Origin of the sequence: Neptunomonas concharum (assembly GCF_008630635.1) — a bacterium.
GTDB lineage: Bacteria > Pseudomonadota > Gammaproteobacteria > Pseudomonadales > Balneatricaceae > Neptunomonas > Neptunomonas concharum.
Genome location: NZ_CP043869.1, coordinates 2,796,068 through 2,817,377, shown reverse-complemented (window position 1 = coordinate 2,817,377; position 21,310 = coordinate 2,796,068). Strand labels below are relative to the sequence as shown.

Sequence of the window (21,310 nt, the reverse complement as noted above, 5' to 3'; positions counted from 1 at the left end):
TTGGGAAGATGAGTGATACGCCCGCCGTTATTATCAATGTTGAGTGGCTTGTTTTTTTAACTGCACCAAGCTTAGTGCTGTCAGCGTTGCGAAAAAAGCAGGGTCGCTCCAGCCAAAACCTGTAAAGATTCCCAGAACACCTGCATAGCCTGTGATCAAGACGCCTAACAGGTTAGTTATCAGTAAGGCTTTCAGTAGCTGAATCTGTGTCGGGGTATGTTCAATATCCCGTAACAAAAAGCTGACTGCGGCTAGTCCTCCCAAAAAAATACTGGTGTGTTGTGACAAGAAAAAGGCGTACTGGTCATTAATCTTGACGCCATACAGTGGCCAGACAGTTTCGGGCAGCATAAATAAGACGATAGCAAAGGCTGCATAAATAATACCGTGTAGTGTTAAGAAAGTTCGATTGCTCATGATCTTATCCTTCCTGAGGCACAGGGCCTTGGTTAATCCGTGTGAGTGGTAGGTTAACATCAAAAATGATCCCTCGAATATCGGATGCGCCCATTGTTTGTAGGCGTTTGCTATGCATTTGTAGATAGCGCTCGGCATTGGCCTCGCTATCAAATAAATAGATGCCGCCTCCGCGCTTATCTTTAATCTGCTCTGTCCAAATTTTCCAGATCAGTCCGGCTTCATCATTGATGCTATTAGCCAATTCGATCATCCCTTCAGAAAGTGTGCTTCCCATGAGATTAGGATAGGCAAAGTCTACTTGTAAGAGTTTCATGTTTTTTTCTCCCATGATGGTTTGTATGTAATTTCGATGGAGAGAATTTTCCTATTTAAAAAACGAACATTAAAGTTCATAATTTTGCGTATTACTGTTTAAAAAACTGACAGGTTTTACCGTGAGACTTAAAAGTACGTTAGAGCAGTGGGCAACACTGCAAGCCGTTGACCAAGCAGGCAGCATTCAGGCCGCGGCAACTGCGTTGAACAAAAGCCATACCACGCTGATCTATGCGATTAAAAAGCTAGAAGACCAGCTGGCGGTTCAGCTGGTAGAAGTGAGGGGGCGGCGCGCTGCTTTGACCCATCATGGCCGAACACTGTTGCGACGTGCAAACAGTATGTTAGAGCAGGCAAAAGCGCTGGAGGAGCTTAGTGCGCAGGTGAGCGCTGGGATGGAGTCTGAAATTATCGTGGCGGTTGATCATTTATGTGATCCGGCACTTTTGTATGCACCGATGGCTAATTTTTTGAAAGAAAATAGCAGCACTTCTATTCAGATCGTCGAAACATCCCTTTCCAAAACGACGGAGATGGTTGTATCAGAACTGGCCGATATTGCGATTATTAACCTGCCAATTACCAATTATCCAGCAGAGGCTTTTGCGTTGACTTCGATGGTGCTCGTGGTGTCGACTGAGCATCCGTTGGCGATGTTGTCACAGCTGACCATGGCGGATTTTTCTTCCTATTGCCAGATTGTTGTGCGCGATCTTGGTGCTCCGTCAACTACGCAGCCTGCGCAAAATGTGGGTTGGTTAAAGGCCAACCAGCGCGTCACGGTTGATAATTTTGATCATGCATTTTATGCCGTAGAACAAGGCAACGGTTTTTGCCGCTTACCTCTGTATTTGTTGAAAAAGCGTAACAGCGAACGCCTTAAAGTACTTCACGTGGAAGGGGGATCAAAATACAACGTACCCATTCATATCACTTTACCCAAAGGTGTCAGAACGGGGCCTGCTGCGCGACGTTTTTACGATTTTCTGCTGGGTAAACATGAGCCAACAACGGCGGTTTGATATGTGATGCTCAAGAACTTACTTGAGCAAACTTTTGAACTACCGGTACATAAGCTGCTAGGTCAGGGCGTCCTTGCCCTGAATCGCTTACTGATTAACCTTACCCGGTAAGCTTAAATCCCCCGAAGCCACATCCATCACATCCACCACACATAACAAGGGTGCATGTACACTTTGGTTGACCCGTAAGCCAGCTGTTACACCGTCATAGTTAGCGTTTGTAATATCGGTGGCGTTATCAAACGCGACTTTGACCTCAACGGTTTCACCATTAAATGTAGGGTTCCAGCCTGGGCTGTCTAGCAAAATAGGTAAACCTGGCCAGGTTTTTGGGAGTTTTGGTGTTGTACCGGCGGGAATATCCACCACGCCTAACGCACCCGGCCCACAAGCTTCGTTTGGTGTTAGCACCACCCAATGGCTATGCCATACATTGCCATCGTTGTTTGGGTTGTTGTCTGCATTTTCGTCATACAGTGGTGTGTCATCAAAGTCGGGATGTGCCGTTACGGCCAGTGCCAAAATACCTGCATTGTCTTCAAAACCAACCACCGCACTGTTGAGGCTGGTGGGCCAGACATATGAGAACACCTGACTACCCGCAAGTTTGCCGGTAGGCACCGGTTTGATGTTGCCAGCCTGTGCAGCAACCGCCATGTGAAAGGTTGCAATGTTATTTTGGGTGGTGACTTTGGCATGCACAATATCGAAACTGGTCAGTGTTTTATCTGCCGATGTTTGTGCCTGAATACCACCGTGGTGTGCGCCATCGGCCAGTGTAGGTTGAGCGATGCATGCAAAGATTGCGCTAAGGGAAAGACATTTAGTAAAGGTGTTCATGTGTTTTATCTCCTGTTGGTATCGAGTCGATACAAATAGATTTTCATAATAGAACTGCATTGTCAATATTGTTTTGATTCGATACTATTTGTTTATGGATATACAGATCACACAACAACTGCTTGAACGACTGGCTGGGCTGTTACGTAGCGAGGGGCGTAGTTTATTGCTGGAGCATGGCTTACAGCCGGTGCAGTTTGAGGCATTGCACTATCTTTCGATGTGTAATCGCTATTCGGATACGCCGATGGGCGTTACTGAGTTCTTAGGCCAAACTAAAGGTTCGGTTTCGCAGTCGTTAAAAATTCTGGAAAAAAAAGGGCTGATTACCAAAATGCCAGACAGTAAGGACAAACGAGTTACACACATGCAGGTAACGGATGCAGGCCGTGCAGTCATTGCTGCATTGTTACCATCGCCCCAGTTGCTGGCAGCCCAAGCACTGTGTGATACTCAAGATATCGAGTGCTTGAACACGCAACTAAGAGCGTTGTTAACGGCGATGCAACGCGCCAACCAGTTCCGTACGTTCGGACAGTGCGCCAGTTGTGTGCATAACCTACCAATGGAAGAGGGTGATTTCCTGTGCCGCCTGACTAACGAGCGCTTAAGTGCACAGGATGTTACGCTGATCTGTCGGGAGCATGAGCCTAAAACCTAAGGTATAAATCGTAAGGAGAGCGAGCGGTATGTCATCGGTTGTTAAATTGAGCTGCCAATGCGGGAATGTTCAAGGCGCGTTGAAGGTGGTTAAAGGCTCAAGCTTTCATGTGAAGTGTCTCTGCTGTGATTGTCAGAGTTACGCGTCTAAATTGAACAATGAAGACCTGATTTTGGATGAGCAGGGTGGCACTGAGTTGTTTCAAACCTACCCCGCCTATTTGACCATCACGCAAGGTCATGAGCATATTGGTTGTATGCAACTGAGCGAACAGGGCATCTTTCGTTGGCATACGACCTGCTGCAATATGCCATTGGGTAACACAATGCGCTCGCCTAACATGCCTTTTGTGGGTATTTCGGTTAAGTGGATGCAGTTTTCCGATGAACAAGAGAAGGAGCGTATTCTGGGGCCTGTAACGATGAAAGCTTTCGGTAAATATGCGCGCGGACCCATGCCGCACGATGCTTATGCTCGTTTTCCGCTATCTTACATGCCAAAAATTATAGGCTTTATGCTGAAAGGGATGATCGGTAAAAAGCAGTCGCCTTCACCTTTTTTTAAGGATGGTAAGCCCATCGTACCTGCCAAAATAGGTTAGGCATGGTTTGAAGGGATACGGCAGGGAGAACATCTCCCTGCGTTTAGCTGACGCTGATTAATGCCCAACACACTCAGTGACGTGCAGTGCGATCATTGCTTCTTCATTGGTTGGAATAACGCGCACGCTGATACGGCTGTCATCAGTGCTGATTACACGCTTGTTGGCTAAATTGGCTTTCTCATCAATGTTAATACCCAGCCATTGGCTTTGTTCCAGCACACGGGCACGAATGTCCGCATCGTTTTCGCCCACACCCCCGGTGAACACGATCTGCTCTAAGCCTTGCAGTGCCGCACTTAAACGGCCCACTTCTAGCGCAATGCGGTAGGCAAACATGGCGATGGCTTCTTCGGCTTCTGGAGCTTCGCTGCGGTGCAGCGTCAGCATATCAGAGGAGATACCCGACACACCTAACCAGCCGCTTTCCTTGTAGATCAGCTTTTCCAGTGCGTCTGCATCCATACCGTGATGGCGTTGTAAATACAGCATAACGCCTGGGTCGATATTGCCGCAGCGGCTGCCCATAGGTAAGCCATCAACAGCCGTAAAGCCCATAGTCGACGCAACGCTTTTGCCTGCTTTGACTGCGCACATGCTGGCACCGGCCCCTAAGTGGCAGATGATCGTGTTAGCTGTAGCGGCTTGTGGGCTGATCTCGGCGAGTCTGGTTTGAATAAACTCGTAAGATAAACCGTGGAAGCCATAACGCTGAATCCCTTCTTCGGTCAGCTTGCGTGGTAGGGCATAGTGTCGTTCGACAGCCGGTTGGCCAACGTGAAACATCGTATCGAAACATGCAATCTGTGGCAGTGTTGGTGCCAGCTGTTGGCAGGCTTCGATCAAGCGCAGGTTGTAAGGCTGGTGCAGGGGCGCCAACGGCACGAAGGCGCGTAGCGCTTCCAATGTGTTGTCATTAACGACCACTGGCGCACTAAAGTGTTCGCCACCATGTACGACGCGATGTCCAAATGCGGTAATGGGGTATTCAGGTGCATGTTCGGCCAGCCAATCTAGAACCGTTCCCAGTGCGGCCTGATGGCGTTGAGCCACAGGGATTGCGCTGACATCAATTTCGGGTGCGGCTAGCGATTTGCCCTGCGCGTCGGTAATACTGATGCGCGGGGTATCCAGAATATTACCTAACTTAAATACATACAGGGGGGTTAGCCCCTGCGGCTGAGCACTGAATAGTGCGCATTTCAGGCTGGAAGAGCCGCCGTTAACGGTAAGAATCGTCTGCATACTTATCCCTTAAGACACTGGGTGGTGGACCATGTGTGATGCGAGTGCGCATGAGGCCATTCTTCCCAAAGGTGTTTCAGCGCGGCTAGTCAGGATGATCGGTACTTTTGCGCCAACCGCGATACCCGCAGATTTTGCATCTGCCAAATAGATCAGCTGTTTAGCGATCATATTGGCGGCTTCAAGATCTGGTGCCAAAAGAATATCTGCATCCCCCGAAACTTCAGAGTTGATATGCTTATCCAGTGCGGCTTGTAGGGATATAGCGTTGTCAAAGGCGAGTGGTCCATCGAGCAAGGCGTTGGTAATTTGACCACGATCAGCCATTTTGCACAGGCAGGCTGCATCAATGGTGCTAGGCATGTACGCTTTTACTTTTTCTACAGCTGCTAAAATAGCCACTTTGGGTTGATTCACCCCCAGTGCGCGGCAAAAATCTACTGCGTTTTGGACAATATCGCGTTTTGTCATCAAGTCTGGCACAACGTTGATCGCACCATCAGTAATCACAAGCGGTTTATGATAGTTGGGCACATCAAAAACAAAGACGTGGCTTAGACGGCGCTCTGTTCGAATCCCTTTGGTTTTACTGATTACCGCACTGATCAGTTCTGAGCTACCCAGATCACCTTTCATAAGGGCTTCAACTTCACCCATTCGTGCTAATTCACACGCTTTTTCGGCTGCTGCGTGGCTGTGTTCTACATCAATAATTTCGTAACGGGTGATATCAAGGTTATCTTTTTCCGCTGCAGCTAAGATTTTGGCTTTGGGGCCGATCAATATAGGTTCTATTAAATGGTGTTCTGCCGACTCGATAGCACCCATTAATCCATTATGATCAACGGGGTGGACAACAGCGGTGCGGATAGGACGCGCTTTTACCGCTTGTTCAATAAAAAACTCAAGTTGGTTATGGACGGGAGGTGTTTCTTTGAGAATCATAATAGTATCGCCTTCACCATATAGTGCCTTGTGGGCTGGATGGAATGTTTTTCAAACTATAGTCTAGTCGAATGGCAGAATTATGACGCACTGCAACAAAAATAATTAGTGATCTATATCATAAAGTCTAATGATTCCCCGTTTGTTAGGGGATAGTCAGTGTCGGGTGGGCATCAAAATCCTCTAATGCTATGGCTGCATGTTGAGTCAGTGTTTGTGTCAGCTCTTGGGCCAAAGGGGCTTTGAGATTCCAGACGTGCCAGTAAAGCGGCACAGAAAGGTAGCTATTGGGCAATATCTCCGTCACGTGTCCCGACTCAAGGAAGGGTCTGACTTGTTGGTCTGGCACCATGCCGGTAGCAAGTCCTCTGATGATGAGATCCATAAAGGCTTCTGATGACGGTACTCTATGGGAGGGATAAGTCCCGCTATTTACTTTGAAAAACTGTTTTAAGTAGCGTTGCTGCAGTGCGTCTTTGTGATTGAATTCGACCACCGGGGCATAGCGGAATGCTGTTGCAGAAGGCCCATCGGGAAAGTGGCGCTCTATATACTCCAGAGAGGCAACGCAGCGGTAAACAGAGACCCCCAACGGAATACAGTGGCAACCTTGTAAAGGGGTAGAGCTGGATGTGATACACCCCATGACCTCGCCGTTTTTTAAGAATTTTTGCGTTTGATCTTGATCGTCAATTTTTAAGTCAATCAGGATTTTGTGCTGTTTAAGTAGGGGTTCAATTGCTGGTAAAAACCATGTCGCTAGGCTATCTGCATTGATACCGATAGATAATACCGTGTGGCCCGATTGCTCAGTAGAACTAAGGGACTGAATCACCTCATTTTGCAGTAGATCAACTTGGCGAAAGTGCTTCAGTAGTATTTTTCCTGCTGGCGTTGGCAGGATCGGTTGTGATCGTATTAAGAGTGCTTGCCCGATCAACTCCTCTAGTTGCTTAATCCGCTGAGAGACGGCGGATTGAGTGATGTTGAGGCGTAGCGCTGCTTTCTCGAAGCTTTGCTCTTCAATCACACTGGATAACGCTTTCAGTTGTCGATAATCAAGCATCAAAAACTCTAATGTAATATTAAACTTATTAGTTTTACTAATTTTGGTGGCGAATACATCATAGCCCTACTCACTCACTGAGGAAAGGTTATGTTCCTGTCTTTAATTAAGGGTTACTGGTCTGCGGCAGCATTAATTATGGCGATTGGTGCACAAAATGCGTTTGTTTTGGCACAAGCAGTTAAAAAACAGCACCATTGGCCGGTGGCGTGCCTGTGTATCGCCATTGACATGCTATTGATCAGTATCGGGATGATGGGGGCGGGGGCTGTGATCCAATTATGGCCTGCGGCGCTGAATATACTGTGTATCGGCGGTGTTGTATTTTTAAGCTGGTATGGCTTGCAGAGTTTTAAGGCCTTTTTTAACCCTGAGGCACTTTCAGCAGGCAGAGCGCAAACCACATTTAAAGCGGCTATTTTGACGGCACTGGGTGTTAGTCTATTAAACCCTCATGTGTACCTCGATACGGTGGTACTGCTAGGTAGTATTGGTAACCAGTTTCATGGTGCTGAAAAGTATGGTTTTTGGTTAGGGGCTATGCTGGCGTCTATCAGTTGGTTTGTGGCACTTACGCTATTAGCTAAGAGATTAGCTCCTTGGTTGGGGCGACCACAGGTTTGGCGCTGGGTCGAGCTGCTGGTTGCTTTAATGATGTGGGGAATTGCTTTTTGGCTAGTGTGGGAGCTATTAGCTGTTATATAGCGGCTTATACAAAGAAACCCGCATAAAGCGGGTTTCTGGAAGAAGTTTTGGAAGGTTTAGATAGACACGCCCAATGACTTCAGTGTTTTAATTGTTAGCTGGCCTGACGCCATACCTTTTGCTTTTTGATATGCGTTAACGGCTGCCATGGTATCTTGTCCCAAAACGCCATCGATACGACCTGGGTTGAAACCTTTAGCTTGCAGCGCTAGCTGAAGTTCACGAATTAAGCCCGGGTGAGTGTTGGTTTCACACAGAATTGGGCGCCACTCTAAGAAAGCATCGCTGACTTTTACACGTTTCTCGATCGTTTTGTACTCAGCTGGGATTGCAATTGCATGCTGTGCTGCAGGCTTAGCAAGTTTGCGTACTTTAATTGTCTTGTATTCCGCTGGAACGACAATCTTGCGTGTTGTTGCTGGTTGATCAACGACACGGCGGGTAACGGTTTGAGTTTTACCAGGAATAGCAACAGTTTTTACAGTTTCAGGTTCTACCATGACCGTTTTTGTTACTGTTTTATACTCGGCTGGTACTTCTACCAGACACATGATCTCACCTGTCGATGAGTCTACTTTTTGGATGGGGCCTGTGCCTTTTTTCCACTCGGTGTGGGCAGGACGAACCAGTACTTGTTCAGTCACGGTTTTGTACTTAGCAGGGACACGAACTAGCTGCTCAGACGCTTCGGCAGTCTGAATTGTCTCCGTTACCGTACGGTATGTTGCAGGGATTACTTCTAAACGCTCGTAAGCTTCTTTAACCAGTACTTGTTCTTCTGCCCAGGTGTATTCAGGAGCAGATGTTTCGATGCGTTTGCCTTCTGCGCGTACCTGAACGGTTTCCGTTTCAGTCGCGTATGTTGCTGGAATAACAACACGTGCGTAGCATTCGCCCGCTTTAGGGTTAGGCGGAAGCAAGCTTGTTGTTTTGCTTTCACGGGTGAGGCGTTCCAGCTCAGACTCCAGCTGTGCTGTACGGTTTGCATCCCCTTGTAAGCTCTTTGCCGCAGCAAGTTCTTGTTGTAGTGCTTTGTACTCAGCAGATTGTTTTACATCTACTTGAGCGGTGTTATTGGTAGCGGAGCAACCAGACAACACAGCGATAGCTAAAGCCGAAACAGCGAATGTAGAAATTTGTTTTTTCATGACAGAATGCCCTGCACGTTTTATTTGGGTGAGGGCAGTCTAGGCAAGAGGGTATTAAGCTAAAATGAACGAAAATGTTAATTTTTTGTTCATAATTGCCTGTAAAAATTCACTTAGATTGGTGCTTTTAACGTCTCTTGATAGGGAGGCCAGCCCATCGCTTTTCCACCTAATACGTGTAGGTGGATATGATAAACAGTTTGTCCACCATGGGTATTGCAATTGAAAACAGTGCGGTAACCATCTTCTGCAAAGCCTTGTTCTTTAGCGATTTTTCCGGCGGCCCCTACCATGGCGCCAACTAAGGTGTGATCAGCTTCACTAATATCATTCAGGGTACTGATATGCTTTTTAGGGATCACTAAAGCGTGGAAGGGGGCTTGAGGATTGATGTCATAAAAAGCAAGCACGTGTTCATCTTCATAGATGATATTTGCAGGAATTTCCTGATTAACAATTTTACAAAAAAGACAATCCATTTCGACTTCTCTACAGTAGTAAGTGTTGCTCCAGTATAGCGATGGCTATTCACTTAACTCAAGGGACTCTTTGGGTGGGCAATGATAACTCTGTACTAAGGTGTTATCTGGTTGCACAGACTCCAAGTGCACATCGAACCCCCATAGGTGGTGAATGTGCTTGAGAACCTCTTCGGTATCGCCACCGAGTGGTTGGTTGTTATGTACGAAGTGACGTAATGTCAGTGACCGATTACCTCGAATATCCACATTGTAGACCTGTATATTGGGCTCCCGGTTTCCTAGGTTATATTGAGCAGATAGGTCTTCTCTGATTTGGTAGTAGCCTTGTTCATTATGAATAGCAGAGACCTTTAGCGTAGGCTGATTAGCGTCATCTACGATAGTAAACAGTTTAAGTTCACGTATTAAATGGGGGGAAAGAAACTGCAAAATGAAGCTCTCATCTTTATAGTTTCGCATGGCGTAGTTGAGGGTTTCTTTCCAGTCACTGCCTGCATATTCAGGGAACCAGGCTTTATCCTCAGGCGTTGGGTTTTCGCAGTATCGCTTGATGTCTTGCATCATGTTGTAGCCCAGCGTGTATGGATTGATTCCTGAAAAATAGGGGCTATCAAACGGAGGTTGGTAGACAACACTGGTATGGGAGTGGAGAAACTCCATCATAAAGCCGTCAGTAACCAAGCCTTCATCGTAGAGTTGGTGTAACAGAGTGTAATGCCAGAAGCAGGCCCACCCTTCGTTCATAACTTGTGTTTGTTTCTGGGGATAAAAGTATTGCGCCATCTTCCTGACAATACGAATAATCTCGCGCTGCCAGGACTCTAAAAGTGGTGCATGCTTCTCGATAAAGTAGAGGATATTCTCTTCTGGCTCAGCTGGAAAACGAGGGAGTGCTGAGAGACTAGAATCTCCCTCTTTTTTAGGGATTGTGTTCCAAAGCTCATTAATGTGGCGTTGGTTATATTCCTCTCTGGCGTTAACCCGCGCTTTTTCTTCTTCCGGGGTGAGTGGTTTAGGGCGCTGGTAGCGGTTAACGCCGTAGTTCATGAGGGCATGGCAAGCATCTAAAATCGCTTCGACCTCTTCTACACCATGTCGCTCTTCGCACTTGGCGATATAGCTTTTCGCAAACACGATGTAGTCTATGATGGCTGAGGCGTCTGTCCATGTCTGGAAGAGGTAGTTGCCCTTGAAGAATGAGTTATGGCCATAGCAAGCGTGCGCAATCACGAGCGCTTGCATCGTCATGGTATTTTCTTCCATCAAATAGGCGATACAGGGGTCTGAATTAATGACGATTTCGTAAGCTAGCCCCATCTGTCCGCGTTTGTAGCGTTGTTCAGTTTCTACAAATTGCTTTCCGTAAGACCAGTGATGATAGTTTAAGGGCAGTCCAACGGAGGCATAGGCGTCCATCATCTGCTCGGAGGTGATGATCTCGATTTGGTTGGGGTAGGTGTCGAGCCCAAATTCGGCTGCGATGCGACCAATTTCACGATCATAGGTTTCGATCAGGTCAAAGGTCCATTCAGCACCAGTGGAAATGGGTTGTTTTTTCATACAGCCCCCTCGGTTTTACGCTCAAATAATCGACGAAATACGGGGTAGATATCTGCCAGTTCTTCAATATGTTGCATGGCAAACTGATCAGGATGCGTCTGGTGAACTTGCTCGTATTCATCCCATAGGTTTTGATGGGGGCCGTTGGTGATCTCGACATAAGCATAGTACTGCACCAAGGGCAGAATTTTTTCCTCTAGGAGTTTTGAGCACTTATGGGAGTCGCCTTCCCAGTTATCGCCATCGGATGCTTGGGCGATATAGATATTCCAGTCAGAACGTGGGTACTTCTCTTTGAGAATCTCTGCGGTCAGTTCTAGCGCGCTGGAGACGATGGTGCCGCCTGTTTCCCGTGAGTAGAAAAACTCCTCTTCATCCACCTCTTTTGCATGGGTGTGGTGACGAATAAAGACCACTTCAATCTGCTTGTAATTTCGAGTCAGAAAAAGATAGAGCAAGATAAAGAAGCGCTTTGCTATCTCTTTGATGGATTGTGTCATCGAGCCAGATACGTCCATGACACAGAACATGACGGCTTTGCTTGAAGGCATTGGAACCTTGACCACGTTGTTATAACGAAGATCAAAATCATCGATAAACGGCAGTTTTTTGGTGCTCTTTTCCAGTGTCGAGATCTGTTCTCTCAGTTCTGCCATCTGCTTGCTGCGCTCATCACTGGGTGGCTCTTCCTCTAGTGCCCATAACGCTTTTTTCAGTTCTCTGATGGTTTCTCTATTAGGCCCAGCGAGGGCGATGCGTCGGGCATGGGCAGCCCGTAATGAACGCACAATATTAAGCTTGTCTGGGGAACCTGCTTGAGTAAAGCCGGCTCGTCGGGTTTCAAACTGGGTGACATCCTGCAGTTGTTTTTTAACCAAATAGGGCAGTTCTAGGTCTTCAAACATAAAGTCTAAAAACTCTTCCTGATTAATAGAGAACGTGAACTCATCCTCTCCTTCACCTTGATCACTGGCTTTGCCTTGGCCACCTCCGCTACCGCCACCACCTTGTGGACGTTGGAACTCGTCTCCCGTGTTAAACTCTTTGTTGCCTGGATAAACGCGGGTTTGTTTGCCACCCTTGCCGTGGTGCAGTATAGGTTCCATGGTGCCCTTGCGGGGGATAGTGACTTCACCCCCCCGGTCAAGGTCTTGTATAGATCGCTCTTTAATAGCGCCTTCAACGGCTTGCTTGATTTGCTTTTTATAGCGACGAAGGAAGCGTTGCCGATTCACAGCACTTTTCTTCTTGCTATTGAGCCGGCGATCAATGATATAGCTCATGCTCCGTACTCCCTATCTCTGCAAACGAATAGAATGACAACTGCTTACTGGGATTTCCGTACCCGGATATACCATTCAGATAATAAGCGAACTTGCTTCTCGGTATAGCCTCGCTCTTTCATACGTTTGACAAACTCACTATGTTTGTTGTGATCATCGGTTGAGGCTTTGGCATTGAAAGAGATAACCGGTAACAGGTCTTCTGTGTTAGAGAACATTTTTTTCTCAATCACATTGCGCATTTTTTCGTAGCTCATCCACGTTGGGTTTTTACCATCGTTGCTCGCTCTTGCACGCAGTACAAAGTTGACAATTTCGTGGCGGAAATCTTTTGGATTGCTGATGCCTGCTGGTTTCTCAATCTTTTCTAGTTCCTCGTTGATGGATTGGCGATCGAGAATATCGCCGGTTTCGGGATCACGGTATTCCTGATCCTGAATCCAGAAGTCAGCGTAGGTGACATATCGGTCAAAGATGTTCTGGCCATATTCCGAGTAAGATTCCAGATAGGCGGTTTGTATCTCTTTACCTAAGAGCTCAATGTATTTAGGGGCGATATACTCTTTAATAAAGCCAACATATTTTTCTTGAACTTCTGGGGTAAATTGCTGCTGCTCGATCTCCCGCTCCAGTACATACATTAAATGGACAGGGTTTGCTGCCACCTCGGCTGGATCAAAGTTGAAGACCTTAGAAAGAATTTTGAAGGCAAATCGAGTTGATAGGCCATTCATGCCTTCATCAACACCAGCCATATCTTTGTACTCTTGCATCGATTTGGCTTTGGGGTCGGTGTCTTTGAGGTTCTCACCGTTATACACACGCATTTTAGAATAAAGATTGGAGTTTTCTGGCTCTTTCAGGCGCGACAGAACACTGAACTGGGCCAGCATGTTTAAGGTGTCCGGTGCGCAAGGTGCTTTACTCAAGGAGCTGTTTTCCAAAAGTTTTTCATAAATATGAATCTCTTCAGAGATACGTGTGCAATAAGGAACTTTGACGATATACACACGGTCGATAAAGGCTTCATTGGTTTTGTTGTTTTTAAACGATTGCCATTCCGATTCGTTGGAGTGGGCCAAAATGATGCCATCAAAGGGGATAGCTCCCATCCCTTCTGTGCTGTTGTAGTTGCCTTCTTGGGTGGCCGTCAGCAGAGGGTGAAGCACTTTGATAGGCGCTTTGAACATCTCGACGAATTCCATCAAGCCTTGGTTGGCATGACACAGTGCACCGGCAAAACTGTAGGCATCTGGATCGTGCTGTGGAAACTCTTCTAACTTACGAATATCCACTTTACCTACAAGGCTGGAGATATCCTGATTGTTCTCATCGCCTGGCTCGGTTTTTGCGATGGCGATTTGGTTGAGTATGGATGGGTAGAGTTTAACGACCCGGAATTTGGATATATCTCCCCCATATTCATGTAATCGTTTGACAGCCCATGGGGACATAATGCCCTTGAGGTATCGGCGAGGAATCGCGTACTCCTCTTCCAGGATTTGAGCGTCTTCTTCGGGGTTGAATAACCCTAATGGGGATTCGAATACGGGTGAACCTTTGATGGCATAAAACGGCACCTTTTCCATGAGGTGCTTGAGGCGTTCTGCCAATGAGGATTTACCACCACCAACAGGGCCTAACAAGTAGAGAATCTGTTTGCGCTCTTCCAAGCCTTGTGCTGCATGGCGGAAGTATGAAACGACGCTTTCTATAGCGTCTTCGGTGCCATAGAACTCACTGAAAGCAGGATAGCGCTTAATGACTTTGTTGGAAAATATACGGCTCAGTCGAGGGTCTTTGGCTGTATCTACCAGCTCGGGTTCACCGATCGCTTTCAGCATTCGCTCAGCGGCGCTGGCGTATGCCATCGGATCAGATTTGCAAAGCTCGAGATACTCCGTCAAAGACATCTCTTCTTGTGTCGTTGATGAATAACGTGTTTTGTAGTGTTCAAAGATACCCATAGCGTTCACCCTTCTGTTGGCTGGCGAGCTGGTAAGGCACTGCATATATCCTTGATTTTTAATCGCCTTGTAATGTCAGTGTAGCTCACAGTTGGTAAAAAGATCGGTTATTTCTTAGACATAAGTAGTGATTATTTGGTTTCAATTATTTACGAATCTTCTAATGCTCGAATAAATGTGGCTAAAAAACGGGCGGCTTCTCCTCCTGTGGCTACGCGATGATCAAAGGTCAGAGAGATGGGTAAGATGCGTCCAATGGCGAGTTTATCTCCCGAAACTACCGGTGCTTGCCTAATGACGCCCGCGCCGATAATGGCAACCTGAGGAGGGACGACAATTGGAGTGGCGTATCGGCCTGCCATCGTACCAAAGTTACTGAGTGTGATCGTTGCGCCTTGTAGCTCAGCTGGTGGGATGGTTCTTTGTGCGACATCCGCACGCAGTCGGTCCAGCCCGTCCCGCAGGTCAGCATTTTCGCGTTGACCGATATTGCGTAATACGGGTACGAACAACCCTTTTTCCGTATCAACTGCCACGCCTAAATCGATGTGATCATGTTGCCTTAGTGTAATGTTCTGACCATCAAACCAGCTATTGAGAATGGGTACCTCTTTGCACGCCATGGCGATCCCTTGTATAAGCCGCATGGTAATATCTGTGTTGTTGGGCCAATGGGTTATGTTGGCATCTTCAAAAAGGGAGACGGGTACGATATCTGCCTTGGCCAGCGTCATGTTGACGGCCATCTGTTTTCTAACGCCTTTAATACGTTCAGGTGCACCAAAGCGGGTATTGATGCGTGCCGTTTGTTCGAGGTCGGCTGTTGTGATGTTTCCGGATTTGCCTGTGCCTTGCACGGTGCTCAGGTCGATATTGAGGCGCTTTGCCAGTGCTCTAATGGCCGGTGTCGTGGCTTGTTGCTGGCGGTGGGCGCGTGTGCTGGGTGAGGCGCCGATAATAAAGTGATCTTCGCCGGAGGTCTCAGCGGCAGTGGCGAGTTGTCCGACCACCGTGCCGGAGTCATCATCGTCATCCGTTAAAAATTCAACAAGGGGTTCACCGGTGTGGATAGAATCACCTTCCTCGCCAAAAAGGTGAGCGATAACACCCGATTGTGGAGAGGGGACTTCAATCACAGCTTTGGCTGTTTCTACGGATACGAGCAGCTGGTCTTCTGCCACTTGGTCACCCACGTTAACATGCCACTCCAGAATTTCTGCTTCGGGTAAGCCTTCACCAAGATCGGGTAGTTTGAAGTATTTCATATCAGTCAAACTCCATTATCTGTTTTGCTTTGTCGACGATGTGTTGCGCTGTTGGCATATACTGCCCCTCTAAGCGGAAGTAGGGCATCACTGTGTCGTATCCTCCTATACGCCCCACGGGGGCGTGAAGATCTAAAATTCCTTCGCTAGCGAGCAACGCGGCTATTTCAGAACCGACTGAGCCATTTAAAGGGGCTTCATGGATAATTACACAACGGCCTGTTTTGCCAACGGACGCGAGTAGGGTGTCGCGATCCAAGGGGCTGAGTGTTGCGACATCGATCACCTCGCAATCAATGCCTTGTTCGGCGAGTTGGTCGGCCGCTTCCATTGTCTCTTTTATCATGGCGCCCCAGCTTATCAGGGTTAAATCGTTACCCTCTCGTAGTGTGAAGCAGGTATCCAAAGGAAGCGCTTCGCCGTTGTCTTCAACCGTTTGGTTTTGGCTGCGATAGATGCGTTTTGGCTCTAGGAATAGCACTGGATCTGGATTGCGAATGGCTGCCAGCAAGAGCCCGTAAGCCCGTTGCGCAGATGATGGCACCACAACCCTAAGGCCGGGTATTTGTGTGAACAGCGCCTCGGTGCTTTCTGAGTGATGTTCTGGCGCATGAATACCGCCGCCAAAAGGTGCTCGGATAACTAATGGGCAGCTTAAACGCCCTCGGGTGCGGTTTCTCATGCGGGCAGCATGGCAGATGATGTGTTCCATAGCCGGGAAGATAAAGCCCATAAATTGAATTTCAGCAACCGGGCGTAACCCTTGGGTCGACATACCAACCGCTAGTCCTGCAATCATATTTTCTGCCAAAGGAGTATCCATCACTCGTTTTGCTCCGAAGTTCTCCCGTAAATTAACAGTAGCCCTGAACACGCCACCGTTGGTGCCAACATCTTCACCTAGGATCACGACGTTTTCATCTTCTAGCATGGCACGGTGCAGAGCGAGGTTGACTGCCTCTACCATACAGATCATGTTTGCGTTATTCATGGTCATCCCTCCTTGAACTTTCACGAGCTAAGGCTAGTGATCGTTGTGATTGCAGGGCATTGGGTAAGGTCTCATAGAGATAGTCAAAGATCGTACTGATAGATTGGGCGGGTGTGTTGAGGTACTCGTCAACGGCTGATTGAACAGCTTGGCTAACCTCTTTTTGCAGAGCAGTTTCATCGGCTTCATTCCACCAATTTTGCTGATGAAGGAAGTTGCGTAAACGTTTAATGGGCTCTTTATCCCATGCGGATTTCAGTGCTTCTGGATCCCGATATCGCGTGGCGTCATCCGCTGTTGTGTGATCAGACAGTCGATAGCTGATAGCTTCTATTAACGTCGGGCCTTTTCCTTCTCTTGCTCGTTTTAGTGCCAACTCGATACTCTGGTGAAGTGCGATAGCATCATTACCATCTACTTGCTCACCCCGTATACCAGCGCCCAGAGCTTTTTGAGCTAAGGTGGGAGCTACGCTCTGTAAGCTGCGGGGAACAGAGATCGCCCATTGATTGTTATTAATGATAAAAACGACGGGAAGCTGCCAAACACCTGCAACATTTAAGGCTTCCATAAAATCACCCTTAGATGTAGCGCCATCCCCTTGCATACAGATCACGGCTTTATCTTGTTGGCGAATTTTTATGGCCGATGCAATACCACAAGCGTGTAAGCATTGTGTGGCGATAGGCACACAGTTAGGCAAATCTTGCCGCTGCGCCTCAGCGCTATTACCACGTTCGTCACCTCCCCAATAGAGTAAGACGTCTGAAAGTGACATACCGCGAATATGCTGCATGATGTGATTTCTATAATAGGGAACTAAGACATCGTTAGAGCTCATCAACGATGCTGTCACAACATCTATAGCCTCACTGCCGGCCAATGAGGCGTATGTCCCTAGCTGCCCTGTTCGTTGTAATGCAATGGCTTTGTTATCAAACTGCCGAGCAAGCACCATTCCCTTGTAATAGTCCGTTAGAGGTTGGCTATGGAGTGCCCATTCTGGTAAGGGCTCCACCACTTGGCTTCGCTCATCAAGATACTGTGAGAAGGTTATATTTCCTTCATAGACCGTTTTCATACGTATCCCTCCCCAAGTTGGGCTGATCTTTGGATGAAGTGAAAATCTGTTCTGCCATCTGGTTGGCTAATAAAAACGGAGCCATCTTGGCATCTTCAGCTTGTTGGAAAATGCGCTGCAAGGTGGGGTTAATTTGCATCACTTTGTGGCGAATTACAGAGGCTTCTTCATTAGCATGTGTAAGAGCAACATAGATCAGGCCGCCACTATTGATGACATAGTCAGGCACGTACAGGATTCCTCTTTCTGCCAACGCAATACCATGCCGCTCCTCAGCCAATTGATTATTAGCAGAGCCTGCGATAACGGGGGCTTTTAATCGAGGTAGGGTAGCGTCATTGAGAATAGCTCCCAAACCGCAAGGGCAGAAGATATCCGCATCAACATCATAGATGGCATCGGGTGTCACGGGGTGGGCGGAATATTCCTTTATTGCTGTCTGTACTAAGGAAGCGTCGATATCGGTTACCGTCAGATGCACTCCTTCCATGGCAAGGTGTGCAGCTACGGCCATGCCCACGTGACCTAAACCTTGAATAGCGACACGTAGACCTTCTAAATCCTGTTTTCCATAGCGATAGTGAACGGCGGCTTTTATGCCCTCAATTACCCCAATGGCTGTATAGGGAGAAGGATCACCACTTTGTGATGTGCACGAGACCCATCTTGTGCTGCAGGCGATAGCATCCATATCGGTGGTGAGGGTGCCACTGTCCATCGCGGTAATGTATCGACCATTAAGCGCTTCTATAAACTTGCCAAATGCTTTCATTAGCTTATGGCGATCAAATTCATGTTCTGGATAAATGATGACAGATTTGCCGCCGCCATGAGGTAAACCTGCCAATGCGGCTTTGTAGCTCATCCCCTTAGCAAGTCTGAGGGCATCTTCAACGGCGTCAAGTTCGTTGGCATATGGCAAGAAGCGGCAGCCGCCAATTGCAGGGCCAAGGTGGGTCGAGTGAATAGCGATAATAGCGCGTAGTCCAGAGGCAGGATCCAGACAAAAATGTAAATCAGTGGTTCCTGCACTTTCCATTCGGGTAAACATAACGGGGTCCTCCGTTTCTGTTAACACTGGGGAAATCAGGTCGTAATCACAGTCACTTTTGGAAACTGTTACTCTTACTGGATAGCACAGGAATAAAGAAAGTTCCGCCTATTTTTCTTTACAAAAAATTAAACCTACAGGAATTTTTGCGTTGCAAAAGCGTCATAAAGAACGATTCATGCGCACAATTGCTGCTAGATTTATGGGCTAATAGGCTTTTATGGTGCAATGAAGCAATTTATAAAATAATTTTTGCTAACCAAGTGTTATCGAGTAGTTGACTTGACTTTATATTGGCTAGCGATTTTTCTAAAATGCGAAGGAAAAATGGGGTACTATCTAGTATCTTTAAGGTATTTCCTTTATCTACTTATACGAAATTTGTGGTTTGGGCGACTAATGCAAACACTTAAGAAACTAATATTGGGCTCTTTGTTAAGCTTTTCACTCAGTGCCACTGCCTCCACCGATTATGGTATTTCAGAGGGAAATGAGGAGTTATTGATCCAAGGGTTGGAGTCCTTGGCTTCTCAGCAGTTTGACACCGCATTAACACAGTTTCGTGAATTAACCGAAAAACGCCCAGACTTTCGATTAGCACAGCTAGTGTATGCTGACTTATTAGCTGCTCAAGCTAACCCTCTGGGGGGAATTGGTAGCCTTGGTGGGCAGCGTCAAAAAGAGATTCAAGGCTTAATTGAAGAAGCAAAAGTGCGTTTGCGTGTTAATAAAGATAAGCCTGGCCCTGATCTTATCCCTGAAAGTCTGATTCAGATGAGTGACGATCAAAAGTATGTAATTGTGATTGATACAAACTACTCTCGATTGTTTCTTATGGAAAATCGCAATGGTGAACCCCATCTTGTCAAAGACTATTACGCATCCTACGGGCGAGGTGGAACAGAGAAGGAAAAGCGAGGCGATCTCAAAACACCACTAGGTGTGTATTTTGTTACGGGGCGATTTAAGGATGAAGCGTTGCCAGAACGCTATGGTTCAGGTGCATTGCCGCTAAATTATCCAAATGTATGGGATTATCGACATGGCCGAACGGGTAGTGGCATTTGGCTACATGGCTCGCCTGTGGATACCTATAGCCGTCCTCCGAAAGCGAGTGAGGGTTGTATCTCTTTAACGAACCCCGATTTTCAGGATTTAGATAAGCTGGTTGATATCCAGAATACCCCTGTATTGATTGGCCATAATATGAAGTGGGTTGGTCGTGATGAATGGCTTTCACGTCAAAAGAGTTTGAGGCAAACCGTTGAAAATTGGCGTAAGGATTGGGAAAGTCGTGATCATCAGCGTTATATTTCGCACTACTCTAAGCAATATAATGATAGCGATAAAAACTATGAGAGCTTTTCTGCCTATAAAGAACGGGTGAACTCCAGCAAGTCTTATATCAAGGTAGATATATCGGATTTAAGTTTGTTCACTTATCCCAATGATCCCAATTTGATGGTTGTGACTTTCAACCAGCGGTACGAATCGGATAACTATAAGGGAGATTCAATAAAAAGGCAGTACTGGTTAAACGAAAAAGGGAAGTGGAAGATTGCTTATGAGGGGGCGCCTTCAAAAGGGGTTCCATAGCGCTATTGTGTAACAAGGTTACTACATGCTTGATAGATTAGTCCCTGATGCTTTGAAAGGGCTGACACCTCAGAGTTCAAGCAGGCTACAAGATTGGTTGATTTCAGCCTTGCCTGAATTTGGCATCATTCAATTGGATGAGTCGAAAGATCGCCTAACCTCTATACTGACAGATATCCAGCTTTATAACTGGATACCTTCTATCTTTCCGACGTTCGCAGAATTTCTATGTGACCGGTTACAACTCTCCACGAGTGATCCCGCCTTGATTACTCATAGCCTTAGGCGCTGGGCTGAATCCGGAAATACGCTTTGGGTTTGTGTTGATGCGAGCGATTGCACGGATGACCAGTTGCTTGAATTATTGGCGTTCAGGCCTGTAAATCATTCGGGGCAATTTGCACTACGAATCATGCTGATTATGTCGGATCAGCGTTGCAAACAGGCAGCGCTTCGACCTCTCGTGGATGTGATTCCTGAGAGGCTTATCCGTCATACAGACGCTAAGAAGGCCCCGTTATCTAGGCAGGCTTCCCTTGCGTTGGGTGTTACTGTGGCGGCGATAGGAGTTTATTTAGGTGTTCGAGCGACTTCGGTTTTCCTGCCTGACTATTGGCATAACATTCAAATAGAAAGTGTGAGTGAGAAAAAAACGCTAAATAGTGTGGTAGACGTTCCTGCTGATGCAAACCCGCCAGAACTTATCCCTACCGAGGTGACGGCGGTTAAGGAGATGGTTTTTGAGTGGTTAAAGGCTTGGAATAATCAGAGCGTTTCGAGCTACTTGAGTTTCTACCATGAAGATTACTCAGGGCGTAAAGATATGTCTTCTGATGAGTGGCGTCGTTGGCGTGTTAAGCGCCTTATGGACCCTCTGTGGATTCGTATTGAGGTGGGGCCAATCACCGTTGAATCTTTAGGGGGGAAGGCGAGAGTGAGTTTTTGGCAAATCTATCGCTCACCAAGCTACCAAGATGAAACATTCAAAGAGTTGTTGTTAGAAAAATCGGATAAGCGCTGGGTCATAGTGGACGAGACTAGCCGGGAAGTTCGTCCACTCTAAGAG

Annotated in this window: 21 protein-coding genes; 6 read left to right on the top strand and 15 right to left on the bottom strand. The window is 47.1% G+C overall.

The window, feature by feature from the left end; translation table 11 throughout:
* Positions 1-33 precede the first annotated feature (33 nt).
* Complete coding sequence (locus tag F0U83_RS13320) at positions 34-417, bottom strand: hypothetical protein (protein WP_138986739.1); 384 nt, start codon at positions 415-417, stop codon at positions 34-36.
* Positions 418-421: 4 nt separating this feature from the next.
* The gene (locus F0U83_RS13315) at positions 422-733 is read right to left on the bottom strand and encodes a monooxygenase (protein ID WP_138986740.1); all 312 of its coding nucleotides are present in this window, start codon (positions 731-733) and stop codon (positions 422-424) included.
* Positions 734-854: 121 nt separating this feature from the next.
* On the opposite strand from F0U83_RS13315, the gene F0U83_RS13310 reads away from it, so the two are divergent.
* Positions 855-1,757 carry a LysR family transcriptional regulator gene (locus F0U83_RS13310; RefSeq protein WP_138986741.1) on the top strand — a complete coding sequence of 301 codons (903 nt, stop codon included), beginning with the start codon at positions 855-857 and terminating at the stop codon, positions 1,755-1,757.
* A gap of 87 nt (positions 1,758-1,844) precedes the next feature.
* Here F0U83_RS13310 and F0U83_RS13305 read toward each other — a convergent pair whose 3' ends face one another.
* The gene (locus F0U83_RS13305) at positions 1,845-2,597 is read right to left on the bottom strand and encodes a hypothetical protein (protein ID WP_138986742.1); all 753 of its coding nucleotides are present in this window, start codon (positions 2,595-2,597) and stop codon (positions 1,845-1,847) included.
* Between the two features lie 94 nt (positions 2,598-2,691).
* Between F0U83_RS13305 and F0U83_RS13300 the strand changes: the two genes are divergently transcribed.
* Both F0U83_RS13300 and F0U83_RS13295 read left to right on the top strand, forming a co-directional pair.
* Positions 2,692-3,258: a MarR family winged helix-turn-helix transcriptional regulator gene (locus F0U83_RS13300; protein WP_138986743.1), complete on the top strand. Its 567-nt coding sequence runs from the start codon at positions 2,692-2,694 to the stop codon at positions 3,256-3,258.
* Positions 3,259-3,286: 28 nt separating this feature from the next.
* On the top strand, positions 3,287-3,859 hold the full coding sequence (locus F0U83_RS13295) for a DUF6151 family protein (RefSeq protein ID WP_138986744.1): 573 nt from the start codon (positions 3,287-3,289) through the stop codon (positions 3,857-3,859).
* 57 nt (positions 3,860-3,916) lie between these two features.
* Here the strand turns inward: F0U83_RS13295 and F0U83_RS13290 are convergent, their stop codons facing one another.
* The 3 genes from F0U83_RS13290 to F0U83_RS13280 form a co-directional block, all read right to left on the bottom strand.
* On the bottom strand, positions 3,917-5,104 hold the full coding sequence (locus tag F0U83_RS13290) for an acetate/propionate family kinase (RefSeq protein ID WP_138986745.1): 1,188 nt from the start codon (positions 5,102-5,104) through the stop codon (positions 3,917-3,919).
* Between the two features lie 9 nt (positions 5,105-5,113).
* Complete coding sequence (locus tag F0U83_RS13285) at positions 5,114-6,049, bottom strand: bifunctional enoyl-CoA hydratase/phosphate acetyltransferase (protein WP_138986746.1); 936 nt, start codon at positions 6,047-6,049, stop codon at positions 5,114-5,116.
* Between the two features lie 145 nt (positions 6,050-6,194).
* The gene (locus tag F0U83_RS13280; protein WP_138986747.1) at positions 6,195-7,115 is read right to left on the bottom strand and encodes a LysR family transcriptional regulator ArgP; all 921 of its coding nucleotides are present in this window, start codon (positions 7,113-7,115) and stop codon (positions 6,195-6,197) included.
* A gap of 90 nt (positions 7,116-7,205) precedes the next feature.
* Here F0U83_RS13280 and F0U83_RS13275 point away from each other — a divergent pair, with 90 nt between their 5' ends.
* Positions 7,206-7,820: a LysE/ArgO family amino acid transporter gene (locus tag F0U83_RS13275; RefSeq protein WP_138986748.1), complete on the top strand. Its 615-nt coding sequence runs from the start codon at positions 7,206-7,208 to the stop codon at positions 7,818-7,820.
* 56 nt (positions 7,821-7,876) lie between these two features.
* Here F0U83_RS13275 and F0U83_RS13270 read toward each other — a convergent pair whose 3' ends face one another.
* The 9 genes from F0U83_RS13270 to F0U83_RS13230 all read right to left on the bottom strand — a co-directional run bounded on the left by F0U83_RS13270 (position 7,877) and on the right by F0U83_RS13230 (position 18,648).
* Positions 7,877-8,968, bottom strand: coding sequence for a peptidoglycan-binding domain-containing protein (locus F0U83_RS13270; RefSeq protein ID WP_138986749.1), 1,092 nt, complete (start codon positions 8,966-8,968; stop codon positions 7,877-7,879).
* 113 nt (positions 8,969-9,081) lie between these two features.
* Entirely contained in the window at positions 9,082-9,447 is a 366-nt protein-coding gene (locus tag F0U83_RS13265) for a histidine triad nucleotide-binding protein (protein WP_138986750.1), read from the bottom strand.
* 45 nt (positions 9,448-9,492) lie between these two features.
* The gene (locus tag F0U83_RS13260; protein WP_138986751.1) at positions 9,493-11,010 is read right to left on the bottom strand and encodes a SpoVR family protein; all 1,518 of its coding nucleotides are present in this window, start codon (positions 11,008-11,010) and stop codon (positions 9,493-9,495) included.
* Positions 11,007-12,293, bottom strand: a complete 1,287-nt coding sequence (locus F0U83_RS13255; protein ID WP_138986752.1) for a YeaH/YhbH family protein — start codon at positions 12,291-12,293, stop codon at positions 11,007-11,009. The genes F0U83_RS13260 and F0U83_RS13255 overlap by 4 nt, the downstream gene beginning before the upstream one ends.
* A 44-nt stretch (positions 12,294-12,337) precedes the next feature.
* Positions 12,338-14,260: a PrkA family serine protein kinase gene (locus F0U83_RS13250; RefSeq protein WP_138986753.1), complete on the bottom strand. Its 1,923-nt coding sequence runs from the start codon at positions 14,258-14,260 to the stop codon at positions 12,338-12,340.
* A gap of 149 nt (positions 14,261-14,409) precedes the next feature.
* Positions 14,410-15,525, bottom strand: a complete 1,116-nt coding sequence (locus tag F0U83_RS13245; RefSeq protein WP_138986754.1) for a dihydrolipoamide acetyltransferase family protein — start codon at positions 15,523-15,525, stop codon at positions 14,410-14,412.
* A 1-nt stretch (position 15,526) separates the two neighbouring features.
* Entirely contained in the window at positions 15,527-16,516 is a 990-nt protein-coding gene (locus F0U83_RS13240) for an alpha-ketoacid dehydrogenase subunit beta (protein ID WP_138986755.1), read from the bottom strand.
* Complete coding sequence (pdhA, locus tag F0U83_RS13235; RefSeq protein WP_138986756.1) at positions 16,509-17,597, bottom strand: pyruvate dehydrogenase (acetyl-transferring) E1 component subunit alpha; 1,089 nt, start codon at positions 17,595-17,597, stop codon at positions 16,509-16,511. The genes F0U83_RS13240 and pdhA overlap by 8 nt, the downstream gene beginning before the upstream one ends.
* On the bottom strand, positions 17,581-18,648 hold the full coding sequence (locus F0U83_RS13230) for a Leu/Phe/Val dehydrogenase (RefSeq protein ID WP_138986757.1): 1,068 nt from the start codon (positions 18,646-18,648) through the stop codon (positions 17,581-17,583). Before F0U83_RS13230 ends, pdhA begins: the two co-directional genes overlap by 17 nt.
* Before the next feature lie 399 nt (positions 18,649-19,047).
* Between F0U83_RS13230 and F0U83_RS13225 the strand changes: the two genes are divergently transcribed.
* Both F0U83_RS13225 and F0U83_RS13220 read left to right on the top strand, forming a co-directional pair.
* Complete coding sequence (locus F0U83_RS13225; RefSeq protein ID WP_138986758.1) at positions 19,048-20,244, top strand: L,D-transpeptidase family protein; 1,197 nt, start codon at positions 19,048-19,050, stop codon at positions 20,242-20,244.
* Positions 20,245-20,269: 25 nt separating this feature from the next.
* Positions 20,270-21,307 carry a L,D-transpeptidase Cds6 family protein gene (locus F0U83_RS13220; protein WP_138986759.1) on the top strand — a complete coding sequence of 346 codons (1,038 nt, stop codon included), beginning with the start codon at positions 20,270-20,272 and terminating at the stop codon, positions 21,305-21,307.
* Positions 21,308-21,310 lie beyond the last annotated feature (3 nt).